The following is a 17264-nucleotide window of genomic DNA, read 5'->3' as shown; positions in this document are numbered from 1 at the left end:
GACGTGCGGAGAGGGCGTTCACGCGGCGCGGAGGCGACGCGTCAGAGCTTGGTGACCTGGTCGAACGACAGCTCGACCGGGGTCTCGCGCTCGAAGAGCGAGACGAGCACGGTGAGCTTGCCGCTCTCGGGCTTGATCTCGCTGATCGAGCCGGGAAGACCCGCGAACGAGCCCTCCTTGATGGTGATCGTCTCGCCGATCTCGAAGTCGACCTCGGCGGGCAGCACGCGCTGGGCCTGCTTCTGGCCCTTGGCACCGGAGGTCTTCGAGGGGGCGACGTCCTTGATCTCGACGAGGCTCTTCAGCATCGTGAAGGCCTCCTCGAAGCGCAGCGGGGTCGGGTTGTGGGCGTTGCCCACGAAGCCGGTGACGCCCGGGGTGTGGCGGACGACCGACCACGAGTCCTCGTTGAGGTCCATGCGCACCAGCACGTAGCCGGGGATGCGCACGCGGGTGACCATCTTGCGCTGGCCGTTCTTGATCTCGACCACGTCCTCCATCGGGACCTGGACCTCGAAGATGTAGTCCTCGGCCTCGAGCGAGACCTTGCGGTTCTCGATGTTCGACTTCACGCGCTTCTCGAAGCCGGCGTAGGAGTGGATGACGTACCACTTGCCCGGCTTGCCGCGCAGCTCGGTCCGGAAGGCCTCGTACGGGTCGATGTCGGCGAGGTCCTCGCCTGCGGCCTCGGCGTCCTCGGCGGCGACCTCGGCCTCGTCCTCGACGGCCTCGAGGGCCGCTTCGGCCTCCTCGACGGTGTCGATGTGCGCGGCCTCGTCGACCGCGGAGTCGGCCTCGGGGTCGTCGACGGAGCCGATGGCGTCCAGCGCTGCCTCGAGGTCGGAGGCGAGGTCGTCCTCGGACTCGTTCTCGTCGATGATGCTCAGCGCACCCTGCTCGGCGGGCTCGACGGCGTCCTCAGCCTGCGACTGGACGTCGCCCTCCTGCTCCTCCTCGACCTCCGACGACTGCTCGGCAGCCGTCGCCCAGTCGACGTCGTCGCGGTTTCTGTCAGACACTCGTCACAACTCTCTCTCGATCGATCGGTCGCGCCCCTCGGGGCGCGTCCCGCTGTCGCCGGCACCCTCCGCTCGCGCGGCCCGGATGCTCTCGGGTCAGGCGGCGGGTGTGCCGAACACGTACGTCACGGCCAGGGCGAACACCCAGTCGAGGAAGGACACCAGCGCCATCATGATGACGACGAAGATCAGCACGACCACGACGTAGTTGCCCAGCTCCTTGCGGGTGGGCGTCACGACCTTCTTCAGCTCGGCGATGACCTGCCGGATGAAGAGGGCGATGCGCGCGAACGGGTTGCGCCGCGCGGCTCGCTGCTGATTGGCGATCGCGACGACGTCCTCGCTCGGCTCGTCGACTGCTTTCCCGGCCACCTGCACGCACCTTTCCCGCACCGGAACCTCCGGTGTGGCCGACCGCCCGTCATGGGCGGCCCTGGACCGATGACCGCAGCGTCGCGGGGACCGCGTGCGACGGGCATCGATGTGCAGGGCGGACAGGGCTCGAACCTGCAACCTGCGGTTTTGGAGACCGCTGCTCTACCAATTGAGCCACCGCCCTATGGATGCCGTTGCGAGCATCCGAGGAGGAGACCGACCCGCCACCCCACCGCCGCGACCCTCGCGGGCGCTGTGGATGAGGGCAGAGATCGACTACCTCGGACGAGTGTACGTGGACCCGCAGGGCGTGTCCAGCCGAGCGGCGGGGGGCCTCGGAGCCCCGTGCGCGCGCAGGATACGCTGGCCGTCGTGTCCTCCACCACGCGCATCTCCGCCCGCATCGCCGCCATCGCCGAGTCCGCCACTCTGAAGGTCGACGCCAAGGCGAAGGCCCTCCAGGCCCAGGGCCGCCCGGTCGTGTCCTACGCCGCCGGCGAGCCCGACTTCCTCACTCCCGAGCACATCGTCGAGGCCGCCTCGGCCGCCGTGCTCGACCCGAGGAACTACCGCTACACCCCCGCGGCGGGCCTCCCCGACCTCCGCGCGGCCATCGCGGAGAAGACGGCGCGCGACTCCGGATGGGCCGTCGACCCCTCGCAGGTCGTGGTCACCAACGGCGGCAAGCAGGCCGTCTACCAGGCCTTCCAGACCCTCCTCGACGACGGCGACGAGGTGCTGGTGCCGACCCCGTACTGGACCACCTACCCCGAGGCGATCAAGCTCGCCGGCGGCGTTCAGGTGGACGTGTTCGCGGGCGCCGACCAGGGCTACCTGGTCACGGTCGAGCAGCTGGAGGCCGCGCGCACCGAGCGCACCAAGGTGCTCCTGTTCGTCTCCCCCTCCAACCCCACCGGCGCCGTCTACTCGGCCGAGCAGACCCGCGAGATCGGCGAGTGGGCCGAGGAGCACGGCCTCTGGATCATCGCCGACGAGATCTACCAGAACCTCGTCTACTCCACCGGCGACCAGGACGACGCGAGCCCGCTTGAGCACGCGACCTCGATCGTCGAGGCGGTGCCGGCCCTGCGCGACCGGACGATCCTCGTCAACGGCGTCGCGAAGACCTACGCGATGACCGGCTGGCGCGTCGGATGGATGGTCGGCCCGGCCGACGCGATCAAGGGCGCCTCGAACCTGCAGTCGCACCTCTCGAGCAACGTCTCGAACATCTCGCAGCGCGCCGCGATCGCCGCCCTCACCGGCCCGCAGGAGCCGGCCGAGGAGATGCGCCTGGCCTTCGACCGCCGCCGCCGCACCATCGTCGCCGAGCTGAACGCGATCGACGGGATCGAGTGCCCCACCCCCGGCGGCGCGTTCTACGTCTACCCCGACGTGAACGGGCTGCTGAACCGCGAGTGGAACGGCACCACCCCGACGACCTCCCTCGAGCTCGCCGACCTCGTCCTCGAGCAGGCCGAGGTCGCCACCGTCCCCGGCGAGGCCTTCGGACCGAGCGGCTACCTCCGCCTGTCCTACGCCCTCGGCGACGACGCGCTCCTCGAGGGCGTGCGCCGCTTGCAGCGACTCTTCGGCACCGTTTAGCCCCTCTCCTCCTGCGTCGTCGATCGGCCGCGGCCGGCTCGACGACGGGGTGCGTCGCAGAGAGCGGGATGCGCAGCGCGGACGACGATCCGCCGACACGCGGATCGCCGGTCGCCGCTCGACCGCGCCTCACGGTGACCGGCAGGTACTGCGACGGGCCTGTCCGACAGGTGAGGGGTGCCTGGCATCTCGGGGCGGGGAGGGCAAGAGGGAGGCGGAAATCGGGGATCACTGTCGCCGGAGGGGTGCGACAGGGCACGCTGTGAGGATGAGCGAAGACCACGCCGTCCGAGTCCGCGACCTGCGGAAGGACTACGGGGGCGCTCCGGCGGTCGCGGGAGTCTCCTTCGACATCCACCGGGGCGAGACCTTCGCGCTCCTCGGCCCCAACGGCGCCGGCAAGTCGACGACCATCGAGATCCTCGAGGGCTACCGCGACCGCTCCGGCGGCGATGTGTCGGTGCTCGGGGTCGACCCGCGCCACGGCGACCTGACGTGGAAGGCGCGTCTGGGGATCGTCCTGCAGTCCAGCGGCGAGTCCGGCAACGCGACGGTCCGCGAGCAGATCGCGCACTTCGCCAGCCTCTATCCGCGACCGCGCGACGTCGACGAGACCATCGAGGCCGTCGGGCTGACGTCCAAGGCCCGCTCGCGCATCGGACGCCTCTCGGGCGGCCAGCGCCGCCGCGTCGACGTCGCCCTCGGCATCATCGGCCGCCCCGAGCTGGTGTTCCTCGACGAGCCCACCACGGGCTTCGACCCCGAGGCCCGCCACTCCTTCTGGGACCTGATCGCCCTGCTCAAGAGCGAGGGCACGACCATCCTGCTCACCACCCACTACCTCGACGAGGCCGCCCGCCTCGGCGACCGCGCCGCCGTGATCTCCGGCGGGCGGCTCCTGGCCATCGGCCCGATGAGCGCGATCGGAGGGGACGAGGCGCGCGTCCCGATCGTGCAGTGGCGCGAGGACGGCGTGCTGCACCGGCTGCGCACCACCGAGCCCGCCCGGACCGTCGCCGAGCTGCACTCCCGGATCGGTGAGCCGACGGCCCTCGAGGTCGTCCGCCCCAGCCTCGAGGACATCTACCTCGACCTCATCCGCGAGGACCGCGACGCGGTCGACCTGATCGGAGAGCCCGCGTGACCGCCGTCGCCACCCGCCCCCGCACCCTCTCCACCGGCCCGGGACGCACCGTCCGCCTCGGACTCGCCCGGGCCCGCTACGAGATCCGCTCGTACTTCCGCGCTCCGGACCAGGTGTTCTTCACCTTCCTCTTCCCGGTGCTGCTCCTGACGATCTTCTCGGTCGCGTTCGGCGACACCGCGGTGATGCAGGCGAACCCGCAGGACCCGGGCATCCCGATGGCGGAGTACTACGTGCCGGGCCTGGCCGCGGCCGGGATCCTGCTCTCGGGCGTCCAGAACCTGGGCGTCGACATCGCGGTCGAGCGCGGCGACGGCACGCTCAAGCGCCTCGCGGGAGCACCGCTGCCGGTCTTCAGCTACTTCATCGGCAAGTTCGGCCAGGTGCTCGTGACGAGCCTCGCGCAGACGGCCCTGCTGCTCCTCGTCGCGGCGACGGTGTTCTCGGTCGAGCTGCCCACCGACAGCGGGCGCTGGGCGACCTTCGCCTGGGTCTACCTGGCAGGAGTCGCGACGTCGGCCATCCTCGGCATCGCCGTCTCCGCGCTGCCCCGCTCGGGCAAGAGCGCGACCGCCGTGATCGTGCCGCCGCTGCTCGTGCTGCAGTTCATCTCGGGGTCGTACCTGTCGTTCACGACGCTGCCGGACTGGCTGCAGAACACGGCGAGCGTCTTCCCGCTCAAGTGGATCGCGCAGGGCATGCGCGCCGTGTTCCTGCCGAGCGGGTTCGAGGAGGCGGAGGTGAACGGGTCGTGGGACCTCGGCGGCGTCGCGCTGGTGCTCGGTATCTGGCTCGTCGTGGGGCTCGTCGCCTGCCGCTTCGGCTTCCGCTGGATCCGCCGCGACAGCTGAGCCGGAGGAGGCCGCGGGCGGAGGGCGCGCGTCCCCGGGAGCGCGGGGCCTGCGCGCGCAGACCGCGCGGACTCAGACCGCGGTGCCGACCACGACGGGCTCGGGGTGCAGCAGCACGCCGAACTCCGCCAGGACGCGGCCCTGGACGTACCGGGCGAGCTCGGCGACCTGCTCGGCCGTCGCTCCTCCGCGGTTGGTCAGGGCGAGGGTGTGCTTGCTCGACACGGCGGCCCGCGAGCCGGGCAGGGCGAAACCGCGCGAGACGCCGGCGTGCTCGATCAGCCACGCGGCGCTGAGCTTCACCAGGCCGTCGGCGCGGGGAGGCACGGGCAGCCCGACGGGCGCTCCGGCCTCGACCGCGGCGAGCGGAGTGATGACGGGCGCCTCCGCCGTCGGCTCGACCGGCCAGCGCGGCGCCTCGGGCGGCAGGGAGTCGGCGAACGCGCTCGTGACGAGGGGGTTGGTGAAGAAGGAGCCGGCGCTCGCGGTGTCCGGGTCCTCCGGATCGAGGACCATGCCCTTGCCCGCGCGCAGCGCCAGCACGGTCTCGCGCACCCGCGCGAGCGGCACGCGGTCGCCGAGAGCGACTCCGAGCGCCGACGCCAGCTGACCGTAGGCGACGGGAGTGCCGTCGCCCTCGGCGCCGACCTCCTCGAGCGCGAACTCGACGGCCAGCACCGCGCCCCGGCGGCCCTGCTTGATCACGGAGGTGCGGTAGGCGAACTGCAGCTCCTCCGCCGTCAGCCGGACGGGCTCGCGGGCGCCCTCGTCGAGGAAGTCGACCGCGACCAGGGTGTCCGAGAGCTCCTGGCCGTAGGCGCCGATGTTCTGCACCGGCGACGCACCGACCGTGCCGGGGATGCCGCTGAGGGCCTCGAGGCCCGCCCAGCCGCGCTCCACGGTCGTCGCGACGAGGCCGTCCCACGACTCGCCCGCCTGCACCCGCAGGAGCACGCGCCCCGGCTCGTCGGAGGGGAGCCGCTCGACGCCGGTGGTGCGCACGCGCACGACCGTGCCCTCGACCCCGTCGTCCCCCACGAGGAGGTTGGAGCCGCCGCCGAGCAGCAGCCACCGCTCGTCGTCCGACCACAGGCCGACGAGCGTCTCGACCAGCTCCGCCTCGGTGGCGGGCTCGACGAGGCGCTCGGCGGGTCCGCCGACGCGGAGGGTGGTCAGGGCGGAGAGCAGCGGCGCGGAGGTCACGCGAGTCGGACCCGTGCCTGGGCCTTGCCGAGGACGGACTGGCCCTCGACCGAGACGGCGAGGTCGACGCGGACCCAGCCCTCCTCGGCGTTCACAGCGCCGATCCTGGCGACCACGTCGATCGCGGCGCCGTCGCGCGGGTCCACCACGACGGGGCGGGTGAAGCGCACCTGGTAGTCGACCACGCGTCCGGGGTCCCCGACCCAGTCGACGACGACCTGCACCGCGGTGCCCATCGTGAGCATGCCGTGCGCGAGCACGCCGGGCAGGCCGACCTCGGCGGCGACGTCGTCGCGGTAGTGGATGGGGTTGAAGTCGCCCGAGGCGCCCGCGTAGCGCACCAGGGTGCCGCGGTCGATCGGGAAGCGGCTCTCGGCGACGACCTGGCCGACGCTCAGCTCGGCGAGAGCGGGCAGTGCGGTGCTCATTCGTCTCCCCTGACCACGAGGGTCGAGATCGCGGTGACGACGTGCTCGCCGCTCGCGTCGACCATGCGGGACTCGGTGGTGACCATCGAGTGGACGCCGAGCTTCTTGATGGCGGCGACCGAGAGGGTCGCGGTCAGCTCGTCGCCGGCCACGACCGGACGGGACAGCACGAAGCGCTGGTCTCCGTGCACGACGCGGCTGAAGTCGATCCCGCCGTCGGGCTCGGCGAGCAGCTGCTGGAGCGTGAACTCCTGCACGACGACGGCGAAGGTGGGCGGAGCGACGAGGTCGGGGTGCCCGGCGGCGCGGGCGGCTTCGACGTCGTGGTGCAGGGGGGAGGTCGCGGAGACGGCGCGGGCGAACTCGCGCACCTTCTCGCGCCCCACCTGATAGGGCTCCGTGGGCGCGAAGACGCGCCCGACGAGTTCGGGGTTCACTGGCACCCGGCCATACTAGGCGCTGCCGTCGCGGGGCCCTCGGGGCTCCGGAGGCGCCGCCTGTGGTCACCCGGGTATGACCACCGGGAATTTCCCATCCGTGTATGGCTGACCCGCGGCCGAACTTCTCCGAAGCTGGCGGGCATGTCGACACCCACTCCCGAGCGCGACTGGGCGACCTACGCCCGCGAGCTCGGCACCAACATGCACCGGGCCCGCATCGCCAAAGGCGCCAGCCAGGAGCGGATCGCCCACGCGGCCGGGCTCGCGGGCTACACCTACCAGAAGTTCGAGAAGGGCGAGTCGAAGCCCGGCTCGCCCGCGAACCCCACGCTGCACACCCTCCTCGCGCTCTGCGAGGCGCTCGAGATCGAGCTGACGGACCTCCTGCCGCCCGACCCGCCGCGCACCTCACGCGGCGCCGAGTAGCCGGAGCACCGCGCCGGCCAGCCGCGACCCCGAGCTGAGATCGAGGTCGACCTCGCCGAGCCCGTCGGCCTCCAGGCGGAGCCTGTCCTCCCCCGACTCCCCCGGGCGGCACAGGGAGACGTGCACCGTCGCGCCCGCGGCCCCGTCTCGGCCCGCCCAGAGCACCACCGGGAGCGAGCTCGCCGCGGAGCGGTGCAGCCGCTCCCCCGCCGCGACCAGCTCGTCGTGCTCGCCCGCGCACCAGCGCGGGCACCCCTCGTCGTTCCTGCCGTCCATCCGCTCCTCCACGTTCCGCACCCCTCGGTCGAGGAGACCAGCCCACCAGGCGGTACCGACACCGAGGGCCCGCCGCGCCCCGATCCCGACCGGGGTGTGGACAGGAGACGGTCGTCCGCCCGTTGTGGAGGAGCGAGGACCAGGGTCCCATACGCAGGTGGTGCCGCCAGGGGTCCGGCACGAAGCACCGGCGCGGTGTCAGCGGTGGACGATCAGCCAGGTCGCGATCGCCGTGGTCGAGCCCGTGTTGACCATGCGGTGCGGCCGCTCGCACGGGAACGTGATGGCGTCGCCCGGCCCGAGGACGACCGACTCGTCCTCGAACTCGACCGTCAGCTCTCCGAGCGTCACCGTCCCCATCTCGAACCCGTCGTGGCGGAGCAGCTGCCGGTGCGCCGTCGAGGTCGAGCCCGGCGGGTAGGTCGACTCGAAGAAGTCGACGGCGTCCAGCGGACGCGGCGCCAGACGGCGGAACAGCACTCCGCCCTCGAGCGCCACGGGCGCCGACTCGCGCGCCCGGACGACCGCGGTCTCGACCGGCGCCGACGCGCCCTGGTCGAACACGGCGGACAGCGGGACCCCCAGCGCGTCCACGAGGGCGATCAGCCGGCCGACCGAGGGCTGCATGGCTCCGCGCTCGATCTGCGAGACGGCGCTCACGGAGATGCCGAGTCGCCCGGCGAGTGCCTTCAGCGACAGGCCCGCCGAGAGCCGCAGCTCCCGCAGCCGGGCGCCGAGTCCGGCCCCGTCCGCGATCGCCCGGGCGGCCGCCTCGTCGGGCGCGGTGTCGTCGGAGGGCATGGCCCGTCCCCTCTCGCGGATCGTCACACAGCCGTAACGGAGCCGAAACGAGCGGCGGCCTCCCGACTCGTAGCGTGGCCCGCGTGAAGTGATCACTTCACTCGGAACGCTCTCCGCGACGCCCCGCCTCCTCGGCCGGACGTCCCGACCACCCTGACACATCCGCTCCGTGCCGCTCTGCGCACGACCGCCCGAGAGGTGGATCCACCCATGTCCGACCGCGTCACCGCACCCCGAGTCACCGCTCCTCCCGTCGATCCGGATCCCGCCGCCGCGGCGAGCGCCGGCTACGACGACCGCCTCTCCAACGAGGACCTCGCCCCGCTCCGGAAGCAGCGCTGGTCGAGCTACAACATCTTCGCGTTCTGGATGTCGGACGTGCACAGCGTCGGCGGGTACGTGACCGCGGGCTCGCTCTTCGCGCTGGGCCTGGCCGGCTGGCAGGTGCTCGTCGCCCTGGTGGTGGGCATCGTGATCGTGCAGGTCTTCTGCAACCTCGTCGCCAAGCCCAGCCAGGTCACCGGCGTGCCCTACCCCGTCATCAACCGCGCGATCTTCGGCATCCGCGGCGCGAACATCCCGGCGATCATCCGCGGACTGATCGCGATCGCCTGGTACGGCGTGCAGACCTACCTGGCGGCGCAGTCGCTGAACATCGTCTTCCTCAAGTTCTTCCCGGGCATGGCCGCCCTGAACACGCCCGAGGCGTCGTTCCTCGGCCTCTCGGCCCTGGGCTACCTCTCCTACGCGATCCTCTGGGTCGCGCAGGCCGCGCTGTTCTGGCGGGGCATGGAGTCGATCCGCCGCTTCATCGACTGGGCGGGACCGGCGGTCTACGTGGTGATGCTCGTGCTGGCCGTCTACCTGGTGTCGCAGGCGGGCTGGGAGAACATCTCGCTCACCCTCGGCTCCGGCGAGCCGCTCGACCTCGCCGCCGCGGTGCCGGTGATGATCTCGGCCGTCGCCCTGGTCGTCTCCTACTTCTCGGGCCCGATGCTCAACTTCGGCGACTTCTCCCGGTACGCCCGCAGCTACGGCGCCGTGAAGCGCGGCAACCTGCTCGGCCTCCCGATCAACTTCCTCTTCTTCTCCCTCCTCACCGTGATCACCGCCTCGGCGACCGTGCCGGTCTTCGGCGAGCTGATCACCGACCCGATCGAGACCGTCGAGCGGATCGACACCTGGTTCGCCGTGCTCCTCGGCGGGCTCACCTTCGTCATCGCGACGATCGGCATCAACATCGTCGCCAACTTCATCTCCCCCGCGTTCGACTTCTCGAACGTCAACCCGAAGAAGATCAGCTGGCGGATGGGCGGCATGATCGCCGCCGTCGGCTCGGTGCTGCTCACCCCGTGGAACTGGTACTCGAACGACACCGCCATCCACTACACGCTCGGCATCCTCGGCGCGCTGATCGGACCGCTGTTCGGCGTCCTCATCGCGGGCTACTACCTGATCAGCCGCCAGCGCGTCTGGGTGGACGACCTCTACACGATGAGCGAGAAGGGCCGCTACTGGTTCTCGCGCGGCTTCAACCCCAACGCCGTCTGGGCGACCGTGATCGGCGGAGTCCCCTCCGTCGCCTCGGTGCTCGTGCCGCGCTGGATCGCGGAGGCGGGAGGCGCGGAGTTCACCTGGCTCGGCGACTACAGCTGGTTCCTCGGCTGCGGGCTCGGCTTCGTCGCGATGGCCGTGCTCGAGCGGCGCGCGCCGCGGATCGGGCGCCTCGACGAGGACCTCGAGAACGTCAGCGACGGCTCGACCGTCTGATCCGGCCGGCACGGAGGAGGGATCCGATCCGGCCGCTCCGCATCCCGCGGACCGGCGGCCGGGCGGGCCCCTCCCCCTCCCGGCACCCGAAGCGAGGAACCACCATGCGCATCACCGTCGTCAACCCGAACACCAGCACCGCGATGACCGCGGCGATCGGCCGGGCCGCCCGCTCCGTCGCCTCGCTCGGCACCGAGATCACGGCCGTCACCCCGCCGATGGGTCCGGCGTCGATCGAGAGCCACTACGACGAGGCGCTCGCCGTGCCCGGCGTCCTGCACGAGATCGCCCGGGCGGAGGCGGCCGGCTGCGACGGCGCGGTCGTCGCGTGCTTCGGCGACCCGGGTGTCGATGCCGCGCGCGAGATCGCGAGCGGCCCGGTCGTGGGGATCGCCGAGGCCGCCATGCACATGGCCGCGCTCGTCGGCCGGGGCTTCAGCGTGGTCACCACGCTCTCGCGCACGAGCGGCCGCGCCTGGGACATCGCCCGCCGCGCCGGGTTCGGCGACGCCTGCCGCCAGGTGCGCGCCTGCGACATCCCGGTGCTCGAGCTCGACGACCCCCGCTCCGACGCCCGCCGCGCGATCCTGGCGGAGTGCGCCGCAGCGCTGGCCGTCGACGGGTCCGACTCGATCGTGCTGGGCTGCGCGGGCATGGCCGACCTGTGCCGCGACCTCTCACGGGAGCTGGGCGTGCCCGTGATCGACGGCGTCGCCTCGGCGGTGCGCCTGGTGGAGGGGCTCGTCGCGATGGGCGTCAGCACCTCGCGGCGCGACGAGTACGCCGCGCCGCGGACGAAGGCGATGGCGGGGCTGCTCGCTCCGTTCGAGCGGGTCTGAGGCTCCGCGCCCCGCACGGTCGGGTGTTCTACCGGACCGCCGGGCCGGACCCACCTGCGAGGATCGGGGGATGAGCGTCCTCCGCGATCTCGGCCTCGGTGCCCGGCTCTTCCTCCGCGGCTTCCGCACCTGGGTCCGCTCGCCGCGGGCGATGCTCCTCGGCGCGATCCCGCCCCTGATCGTCGGCCTGGTCTTCGTCGGCGTGCTGATCCTCGTGCTCACGCGGGTGCAGGACGCGGTGACCGCGCTCACGCCGTTCGCCGGCGGCTGGGACGAGGGCACGGCCGCCACCGTCCGCCTGGTGCTCTCGATCGCGGTGGTCGGGGCGGTGCTCGCCCTCGGGGTGGTCCTCTTCGCCGCGGTGACCCTGCTGGTCGGCGACCCCTTCTACGAGCGGATCTGGCGGCGGGTCGAGGACGACCTCGGCGGCGTGCCCGACGAGCGCGAGAGCACCTTCTGGCAGGGGGTCGGCCGCGGCCTCCGCGACTCCGCCGTGCTGGTCGCCACCTCCCTCGGGATCGGCGTGGTCCTGGTGCTGCTGGGCCTGGTGCCGCTGGTCGGCTCGATCGTCGGCCTCGTCGCGGGCGCCCTGGTCGGCGGGAGGGCCCTCGCGCTCGAGCTGACCGGGTTCGCGGGCGACGCCCGGGGGCTCTCCCTCCGCGACCGCCGCCGCCTCCTCGGCGAGCACCGCGCGGTCTCGCTCGGCTTCGGCATCGCCGTCTACCTGGCGTTCCTCGTCCCCGGGGGCGCGGTCGTCGCCACCCCCGCCGCGACCGCCGGCGCGACCCTCCTGCTCCGGACCCTGCGGGGCGAGCCGACCGAGCGGCCGGCCGCCTGACACCGCTTGGCCGCCGCCCGGCTCTCCCCTAGACTCGCCGCGTGCGCACGTCGATCCGAAGCCCCTGGTGGCCCGCCTCCTAGGCGGACCGACGCGCAGACCCCTCGCACGCGACCGCCTCCTCCGGGCGGTCGTTCTGCATGTCAGGGCCCGGGTGGGGCACGACCCGATTCAAGGACCACGATGACCTCGCTCCTCTCCCGCATCCTCGCCTCCGACGGGACGCTGCCGTTCGCGGTGGTCCTCCGCCAGGGCCGCGACGCCGTCGACGTGTTCACGGGCGACGTGCTCGACGTCGAGGGCCTGGCCGACATCCCGCTCGACGGCGACGACGTGCTGACCCTCGTGCCCTACCGGCAGGTGCGCGAGCGCGGCTTCGCGGCGAAGGACGACGGAGCCCCTCTGCGCAACCTCGTGGTGCGCGAGCGCGAGAGCGTCCCCCTGGCCGAGGTGCTGCGGCTCCTGCCCGAGCGGGAGATCCCGGTCGAGGAGCGCGGCTTCGACGTGCCGGACGACGAGTACGCCGACATCGTCCGCCGGGTGATCGAGGACGAGATCGGCCGCGGCGAGGGCGCGAACTTCGTCATCAACCGCGCCTTCGTCGCGCAGACCGACGCGCCGCCCGTCGAGGCGGTCCTGGCCTGGTTCCGCCGCCTGCTCACCGACGAATCCGGCGCGTACTGGACCTTCGCGATCCACACCCCCGGCGTCGACGGCGCGCAGACGGTCACCGCCGTCGGCGCGACCCCCGAGCGCCACGTCTCGGTGCGCGACGGCGTCGCCATGATGAACCCGATCAGCGGCACCTTCCGCCACCCCGCGGCCGGACCCACCGGGGAGGAGGTGCTCGCGTTCCTCGCCGACGTCAAGGAGAGCGAGGAGCTCTTCATGGTCGTGGACGAGGAGATGAAGATGATGAGCGCGGTCTGCCCGGACGGCGGCCGCATCCTCGGGCCGTTCCTCAAGCAGATGTCGCGGCTCAGCCACACCGAGTACCTGCTCGAGGGCCGCACCGGACTCGACGTGCGCGAGGTCCTGCGGCTGACGATGTTCGCGCCCACCGTCACCGGCTCGCCGATGGAGAACGCGTGCGCCGTGATCGCCGAGTACGAGAAGGAGCCCCGCGGCTACTACTCCGGCGTGCTCGCCCTCTTCGAGCCGGAGGAGCACGGCTACACGGTCGACGCCCCCATCCTCATCCGCACCGCCTACCTCCGCGCGGACGGCCGCCTCACCGTGCCGGCCGGCGCGACGCTCGTCCGCCACTCCACCCCCGAGGGCGAGGTCGCCGAGACGCGCGCGAAGGCGTCGGGCGTCCTCTCCGCCCTCGGCCTGCTGCCGCACCGCGAGGTGCCGCCGGCCATCGACCTGAACGCGCAGCCGGGCGTGCAGGAGGCGCTCGAGGCGCGCAACGAGCGGCTCGCCTCGTTCTGGCTCCGACCCCAGGCGCCCGAGCACATCGCCGGCCTCGCCGGGCACACCGCGCTGATCGTCGACAACGAGGACCAGTTCACGACGATGCTCGCCCACCAGCTGCGCCACCTCGGGATGGACGCCCGGGTCGAGCGCTGGTCGGAGGTCGCCGACGTGCTGAGCGACGACCTCGTCGTCTTCGGCCCCGGCCCGGGCGACCCCCGCGACGAGTCCGAGCCGCGGATCGCGCACCTGCGCTCGCTGATGACCACGCGCCTCGAGGCGGAGCGGCCGATGCTCGCCGTCTGCCTCAGCCACCAGATGCTGTCGCTGCTGGCGGGCCTCCCGGTCGAGCCGCTGCCCGCGCCCCGCCAGGGCGTGCGCCTGGCGGTGGACGTGTTCGGCGAGGACGCCGCGATCGGCTTCTACAACACCTTCTCCTCGGTCGCCCCCGGCGTCGCGCGCACGCCCCGGCTGGGGCTCGAGGTCTCGGTCGACCCGGAGACGGGAGTGGTCAACGCCCTGCGCGGCGAGCACGTCGCGTCGGTGCAGGGGCACCTGGAGTCGGTGCTCTCCTCCGACGGCCTGCGCACCCTGGAGCGGCTGGTCCGCACCGCGACCGCCCAGCCCGCGCGCGCATGAGCGGCCTGCGGCTGATCGCGTCGCCCGCCTACCCGGCCGAGCTGCAGGAGGCGGTGGCCGCCGCCGTGCGCGCGGCGGCCGAGGCGGCGCGCGGCTGGTACGGGCGCGGCGACAAGATCGCGGCGGACGAGGCGTCGGTCGCGGCGATGCGCGCCGTGCTGGCCGACGCTCCGTTCGACGGCGTCGTCGTGATCGGCGAGGGCGAGAAGGACGAGGCCCCGATGCTCGCGAACGGCGAGCGCCTCGGCCGCGCCTCCGCACCCTCCTGCGACGTGGCGGTCGATCCGCTCGACGGGACCCGGCTCACGGCGGAGGGGCTCCCCGGCTCGGTGAGCGTGATCGCGCTCGCCCCGCGCGGCACGCTGTTCGACCCGCGCGACGTGTTCTACATGGACAAGCTGGTCTGCTCTGCAGCCGGCCGGGGCGCCGTCTCGCTCGACCTCCCTCCCGCCGAGAACGCCGCACGGCTGGCGGCGGCGCTCGGGAAGCCCGTCGCGGAGCTGATCGTCGTCGTGCTCGACAAGCCGCGTCACTCCGGGCTCATCGCGGCTCTGCGCGCGGCCGGGGTCGCGCTCGAGCTGCGCGGCGAGGGCGACGTGTCGGTCGCGATCGAGGCGGCCGATCCCGCGGGCCGCGTCGACCTCGTCCTCGGCATCGGCGGAACCCCGGAGGGAGTGGTCGCCGCCTGCGCCGTCCGCGCCCTCGGCGGGGTCATGGAAGGGCGCCTCGCCCCCCAGACCGCACCGGAGCGCGCCAACGCCCTGGCCGCCGGCCACGACCTCGACCGCCTGCTGACCCTGGAGGATCTGGTCTCCTCGGACGACGTGCTCTTCGCGGGCTGCGCGGTCTGAGACCTCTCCCGCGGGCAGGACCTCGCCCGGGAACGCCGAAGGCCCCGGCTCGACGCGCGAACCGGGGCCTTCTCGCTGTAGCGGGAGCGGGACTTGAACCCGCGACACCACGATTATGAGCCGTGTGCTCTAACCACCTGAGCTACCCCGCCGCGCGTTCTTCGCAGGCCTGGCCTGCGGGGAACGGAGCCCCCTGTGGGAATCGGACCCACTACCTCTTCCTTACCAAGGAAGTGCTCTACCAATGAGCTAAGGGGGCGCACCTGCGGGTCTGACAGCCCCTCTCGGGGCGTGCCCGCGATTTGGCACCGTTAGACGATAGCACCTCCGCGGAGCGTCGATGACCGCGGGGGATGCGCCCCGCGGCCACCCGTCTGCGGCTACGCCCGGCTCGCCTCGTCGAGCGCGGCGAGCTCCTCAGCGCTCAGCTCGAGGGAGGCCGAGGCGATCAGAGCCGGCAGCTGCTCCATCACGCGGGCGCTGGCGATCGGCGCGACCACTCCGGGCTGCGAGCGGAGCCACGCGAGCGCCACCGTCGCCACCTCGGCGCCGTGCGCCTCCGCCGCCGCGTCGAGCGCCGCCAGCACCCGGCGGCCGCGGCCGTCGAGGTAGCGGGAGGCGCCGTCGGCGCGCGGGCCCTCGGGCGTCGATCCGTCGCGGTACTTGCCGGTCAGGAATCCTGACGCCAGGGCGGAGTAGGGGACGACGGCCAGCCCCGCCTCGCGGGCGAGGGGCAGCAGGTCGGCCTCGATCCCGCGCTCCACGAGGTTGTAGTGCGGCTGCAGCGCGACGGGCGCGTGCAGGCCCTCCTCGCCCGTGATGCGCAGCCACTCCGCGACGCGCTCGGCGCTGAAGTTCGACACTCCGATCGCGCGGACGAGGCCCTGGTCCACGAGCTCCGAGAACACGGCGGCGATGTCGGCCATCGGCACGGCCTCGTCGTCGAAGTGGGCGTAGTAGAGGTCGATCCGGTCGGTCGCGAGGCGCTCGAGGGAGGCGCGGGCGGCCGCGCGCACGGTGTCGGGCGCGAGACCGGTGAACTGCGGGTGGCGGCCTGCCTTCGTCGCGATCACCACGTCGTCCCGGTCCCCCGAGCGCTGCGCGAGCCACTCGCCGATGATCGTCTCGGACTCGCCGCCCGTGTTGCCCGGGACCCAGGCGGAGTACGCGTCGGCGGTGTCGATGAAGTCGCCGCCCGCGGCCGTGTAGCCGTCGAGGACGTCGAAGGAGGTCTGCCGCCCCGCGGTCCAGCCGAAGACGTTGCCGCCGAGCGAGAGCGGGAAGACGTCGATGCCGGAGTCGCCGAGCGGCGAGCGGGTGACGGAGGAGGATGCTGCGCTGTCGATGGTCATCCCCCGATTCAAGACCCGCACCCCGCCCCGATCGATCCCCCTCCCGCGCATGCGCGGCAAGGACTCAGGCTGTCAGCGCCGCGGGTAGTCGGCGTAGGCGAAGCGCGTCGAGTCCGGCGCCCAGCCGGAGACGTTGATCGTCCCCTGCCCGCCGTGGAGGCGCTCCAGCACACGGCCGGGCTCGAGCGTCGAGCGCCCGGGGAGGTCGAGCAGCCGCAGCTCGACGTCGACGTTCTCGGGGTGCCCGGCCGTCCCCTCCGGATAGGCGAGGTAGAGCAGGTGCGCGCCGTCGGGCGACTCGTGCGGGAACCAGTCGACCGTGTCCGACTCGACCAGGCGGGAGAGCGCGGAGCCGTCGAGGCCGATGCGGAACAGCTGCGCCCCGCCTCCGGCCCGCTCGGAGTTGAAGACGAGGGTGCGGCCGTCGGCCGAGACGTCGACGCCGTCGTCGGCCGGCTCGTCGTCGGTCAGGGCGGTGAGCGCGCCCCCTCCGACCGGCATCGTGTAGACATCGGTCCGCCACCGCCCGGAGGCGTCGCCGCCGCCGATCAGCGCGAGGGTCGCGCCGTCGGGCGAGACGCCGTGCAGGTAGTGCTTGAAGCGCGCGCCCTCGCGCTCGGCGGTCAGGCGGCGGGCGGGGGCGGAGCCGTCGAGCTCGACCGCGTAGAGGTGCCCGTCGCGCGCCGAGACGTAGGCGAGCCCGCCGGACGGGGCGAGCACGTGGTCGTTGTTGAGCTCGGCCGGCACCCCGTCGAGCGGGATCGGCTCGAGCACGGGCGCCCCCTCGAGCGGCAGCCGGAAGAGGCCGCCGTCGCCGTTCACGATCAGGGCGGAGCCGTCCGGAGTCCAGTTCGGCGCCTCCACGAGGACGGAGTCGGACTCGAAGACGGTCGTCGACTCCCCCGTCGCGAGGTCGTGGACGCGGAGTCGGCAAAGCTGGTCGGGCAGGAGCGAGCGGGCCATGCTCCCCACGGTAGAGCCCTGGCGGATC

The 17264-nt window shown here is 72.9% G+C and carries 18 protein-coding genes and 3 tRNA genes; 9 read left to right on the top strand and 12 right to left on the bottom strand.

The window, feature by feature from the left end; translation table 11 throughout:
- Positions 1 to 41: 41 nt before the first annotated feature.
- The 3 genes from nusG to GSU40_RS04040 form a co-directional block, all read right to left on the bottom strand.
- Complete coding sequence (gene nusG, locus GSU40_RS04050; protein WP_104234235.1) at positions 42 to 1019, bottom strand: transcription termination/antitermination protein NusG; 978 nt, start codon at positions 1017 to 1019, stop codon at positions 42 to 44.
- Positions 1020 to 1115: 96 nt separating this feature from the next.
- Positions 1116 to 1391 (bottom strand): preprotein translocase subunit SecE, encoded by a 276-nt coding sequence (gene secE, locus GSU40_RS04045; RefSeq protein WP_068208793.1) that lies wholly within the window; start codon positions 1389 to 1391, stop codon positions 1116 to 1118.
- A gap of 114 nt (positions 1392 to 1505) precedes the next feature.
- Positions 1506 to 1578 (bottom strand) — tRNA-Trp (locus GSU40_RS04040).
- 188 nt (positions 1579 to 1766) lie between these two features.
- On the opposite strand from GSU40_RS04040, the gene GSU40_RS04035 reads away from it, so the two are divergent.
- The 3 genes from GSU40_RS04035 (at position 1767) to GSU40_RS04025 (ending at position 4994) form a co-directional block, all read left to right on the top strand.
- Complete coding sequence (locus tag GSU40_RS04035) at positions 1767 to 2999, top strand: pyridoxal phosphate-dependent aminotransferase (protein ID WP_160033778.1); 1233 nt, start codon at positions 1767 to 1769, stop codon at positions 2997 to 2999.
- A gap of 268 nt (positions 3000 to 3267) precedes the next feature.
- Positions 3268 to 4143: an ABC transporter ATP-binding protein gene (locus tag GSU40_RS04030; RefSeq protein WP_160033776.1), complete on the top strand. Its 876-nt coding sequence runs from the start codon at positions 3268 to 3270 to the stop codon at positions 4141 to 4143.
- Positions 4140 to 4994 carry an ABC transporter permease gene (locus GSU40_RS04025; protein ID WP_104223629.1) on the top strand — a complete coding sequence of 285 codons (855 nt, stop codon included), beginning with the start codon at positions 4140 to 4142 and terminating at the stop codon, positions 4992 to 4994. Before GSU40_RS04030 ends, GSU40_RS04025 begins: the two co-directional genes overlap by 4 nt.
- Positions 4995 to 5066: 72 nt before the next feature.
- Here the strand turns inward: GSU40_RS04025 and GSU40_RS04020 are convergent, their stop codons facing one another.
- Genes GSU40_RS04020 through GSU40_RS04010 form a run of 3 tightly spaced genes read right to left on the bottom strand, consistent with a single transcriptional unit; the run spans position 5067 to position 7068 of the window.
- Positions 5067 to 6197 (bottom strand): UDP-N-acetylmuramate dehydrogenase, encoded by a 1131-nt coding sequence (locus GSU40_RS04020; protein ID WP_160033774.1) that lies wholly within the window; start codon positions 6195 to 6197, stop codon positions 5067 to 5069.
- Positions 6194 to 6625 carry a MaoC/PaaZ C-terminal domain-containing protein gene (locus tag GSU40_RS04015; RefSeq protein WP_104238284.1) on the bottom strand — a complete coding sequence of 144 codons (432 nt, stop codon included), beginning with the start codon at positions 6623 to 6625 and terminating at the stop codon, positions 6194 to 6196. The genes GSU40_RS04020 and GSU40_RS04015 overlap by 4 nt, the downstream gene beginning before the upstream one ends.
- Positions 6622 to 7068 (bottom strand): MaoC family dehydratase N-terminal domain-containing protein, encoded by a 447-nt coding sequence (locus GSU40_RS04010; RefSeq protein WP_160033772.1) that lies wholly within the window; start codon positions 7066 to 7068, stop codon positions 6622 to 6624. The genes GSU40_RS04015 and GSU40_RS04010 overlap by 4 nt, the downstream gene beginning before the upstream one ends.
- 138 nt (positions 7069 to 7206) lie before the next feature.
- On the opposite strand from GSU40_RS04010, the gene GSU40_RS04005 reads away from it, so the two are divergent.
- Positions 7207 to 7491: a helix-turn-helix transcriptional regulator gene (locus GSU40_RS04005; protein WP_104223625.1), complete on the top strand. Its 285-nt coding sequence runs from the start codon at positions 7207 to 7209 to the stop codon at positions 7489 to 7491.
- On the opposite strand, the gene GSU40_RS04000 is transcribed toward GSU40_RS04005, so the two are convergent.
- Together GSU40_RS04000 and GSU40_RS03995 are read right to left on the bottom strand one after the other, a co-directional pair.
- Positions 7474 to 7767: a hypothetical protein gene (locus GSU40_RS04000; protein WP_104254833.1), complete on the bottom strand. Its 294-nt coding sequence runs from the start codon at positions 7765 to 7767 to the stop codon at positions 7474 to 7476. The genes GSU40_RS04005 and GSU40_RS04000 overlap by 18 nt on opposite strands.
- A 198-nt stretch (positions 7768 to 7965) precedes the next feature.
- Positions 7966 to 8568: a helix-turn-helix domain-containing protein gene (locus GSU40_RS03995; protein WP_104227043.1), complete on the bottom strand. Its 603-nt coding sequence runs from the start codon at positions 8566 to 8568 to the stop codon at positions 7966 to 7968.
- A 210-nt stretch (positions 8569 to 8778) separates the two neighbouring features.
- On the opposite strand from GSU40_RS03995, the gene GSU40_RS03990 reads away from it, so the two are divergent.
- The 5 genes from GSU40_RS03990 to GSU40_RS03970 all read left to right on the top strand — a co-directional run bounded on the left by GSU40_RS03990 (position 8779) and on the right by GSU40_RS03970 (position 14921).
- Entirely contained in the window at positions 8779 to 10338 is a 1560-nt protein-coding gene (locus tag GSU40_RS03990; protein WP_159939692.1) for an NCS1 family nucleobase:cation symporter-1, read from the top strand.
- 104 nt (positions 10339 to 10442) lie between these two features.
- Entirely contained in the window at positions 10443 to 11177 is a 735-nt protein-coding gene (locus GSU40_RS03985; protein ID WP_160033770.1) for an aspartate/glutamate racemase family protein, read from the top strand.
- Positions 11178 to 11247: 70 nt separating this feature from the next.
- Positions 11248 to 12015 carry an EI24 domain-containing protein gene (locus GSU40_RS03980; RefSeq protein ID WP_160033768.1) on the top strand — a complete coding sequence of 256 codons (768 nt, stop codon included), beginning with the start codon at positions 11248 to 11250 and terminating at the stop codon, positions 12013 to 12015.
- 183 nt (positions 12016 to 12198) lie between these two features.
- On the top strand, positions 12199 to 14070 hold the full coding sequence (locus GSU40_RS03975; protein WP_104223619.1) for a chorismate-binding protein: 1872 nt from the start codon (positions 12199 to 12201) through the stop codon (positions 14068 to 14070).
- Positions 14067 to 14921 carry a fructose-bisphosphatase class II gene (locus GSU40_RS03970; protein WP_160033766.1) on the top strand — a complete coding sequence of 285 codons (855 nt, stop codon included), beginning with the start codon at positions 14067 to 14069 and terminating at the stop codon, positions 14919 to 14921. Before GSU40_RS03975 ends, GSU40_RS03970 begins: the two co-directional genes overlap by 4 nt.
- Before the next feature lie 78 nt (positions 14922 to 14999).
- Here GSU40_RS03970 and GSU40_RS03965 read toward each other — a convergent pair.
- The 4 genes from GSU40_RS03965 to GSU40_RS03950 form a co-directional block, all read right to left on the bottom strand.
- Positions 15000 to 15073, bottom strand: a tRNA-Met gene (locus GSU40_RS03965).
- A 35-nt stretch (positions 15074 to 15108) separates the two neighbouring features.
- Positions 15109 to 15180: transfer RNA gene (locus GSU40_RS03960), tRNA-Thr, on the bottom strand.
- 121 nt (positions 15181 to 15301) lie between these two features.
- A complete protein-coding gene (locus GSU40_RS03955) occupies positions 15302 to 16273 on the bottom strand; it encodes an aldo/keto reductase (RefSeq protein ID WP_160033764.1) in 972 nt (323 codons plus the stop codon).
- 72 nt (positions 16274 to 16345) lie between these two features.
- Complete coding sequence (locus tag GSU40_RS03950; RefSeq protein ID WP_160033762.1) at positions 16346 to 17236, bottom strand: PD40 domain-containing protein; 891 nt, start codon at positions 17234 to 17236, stop codon at positions 16346 to 16348.
- Between the last annotated feature and the right edge of the window lie 28 nt (positions 17237 to 17264).

Source organism: Rathayibacter sp. VKM Ac-2805 (assembly GCF_009834265.1).
Lineage (GTDB): Bacteria > Actinomycetota > Actinomycetes > Actinomycetales > Microbacteriaceae > Rathayibacter.
This window is presented reverse-complemented; position numbering and strand designations above follow the sequence as displayed.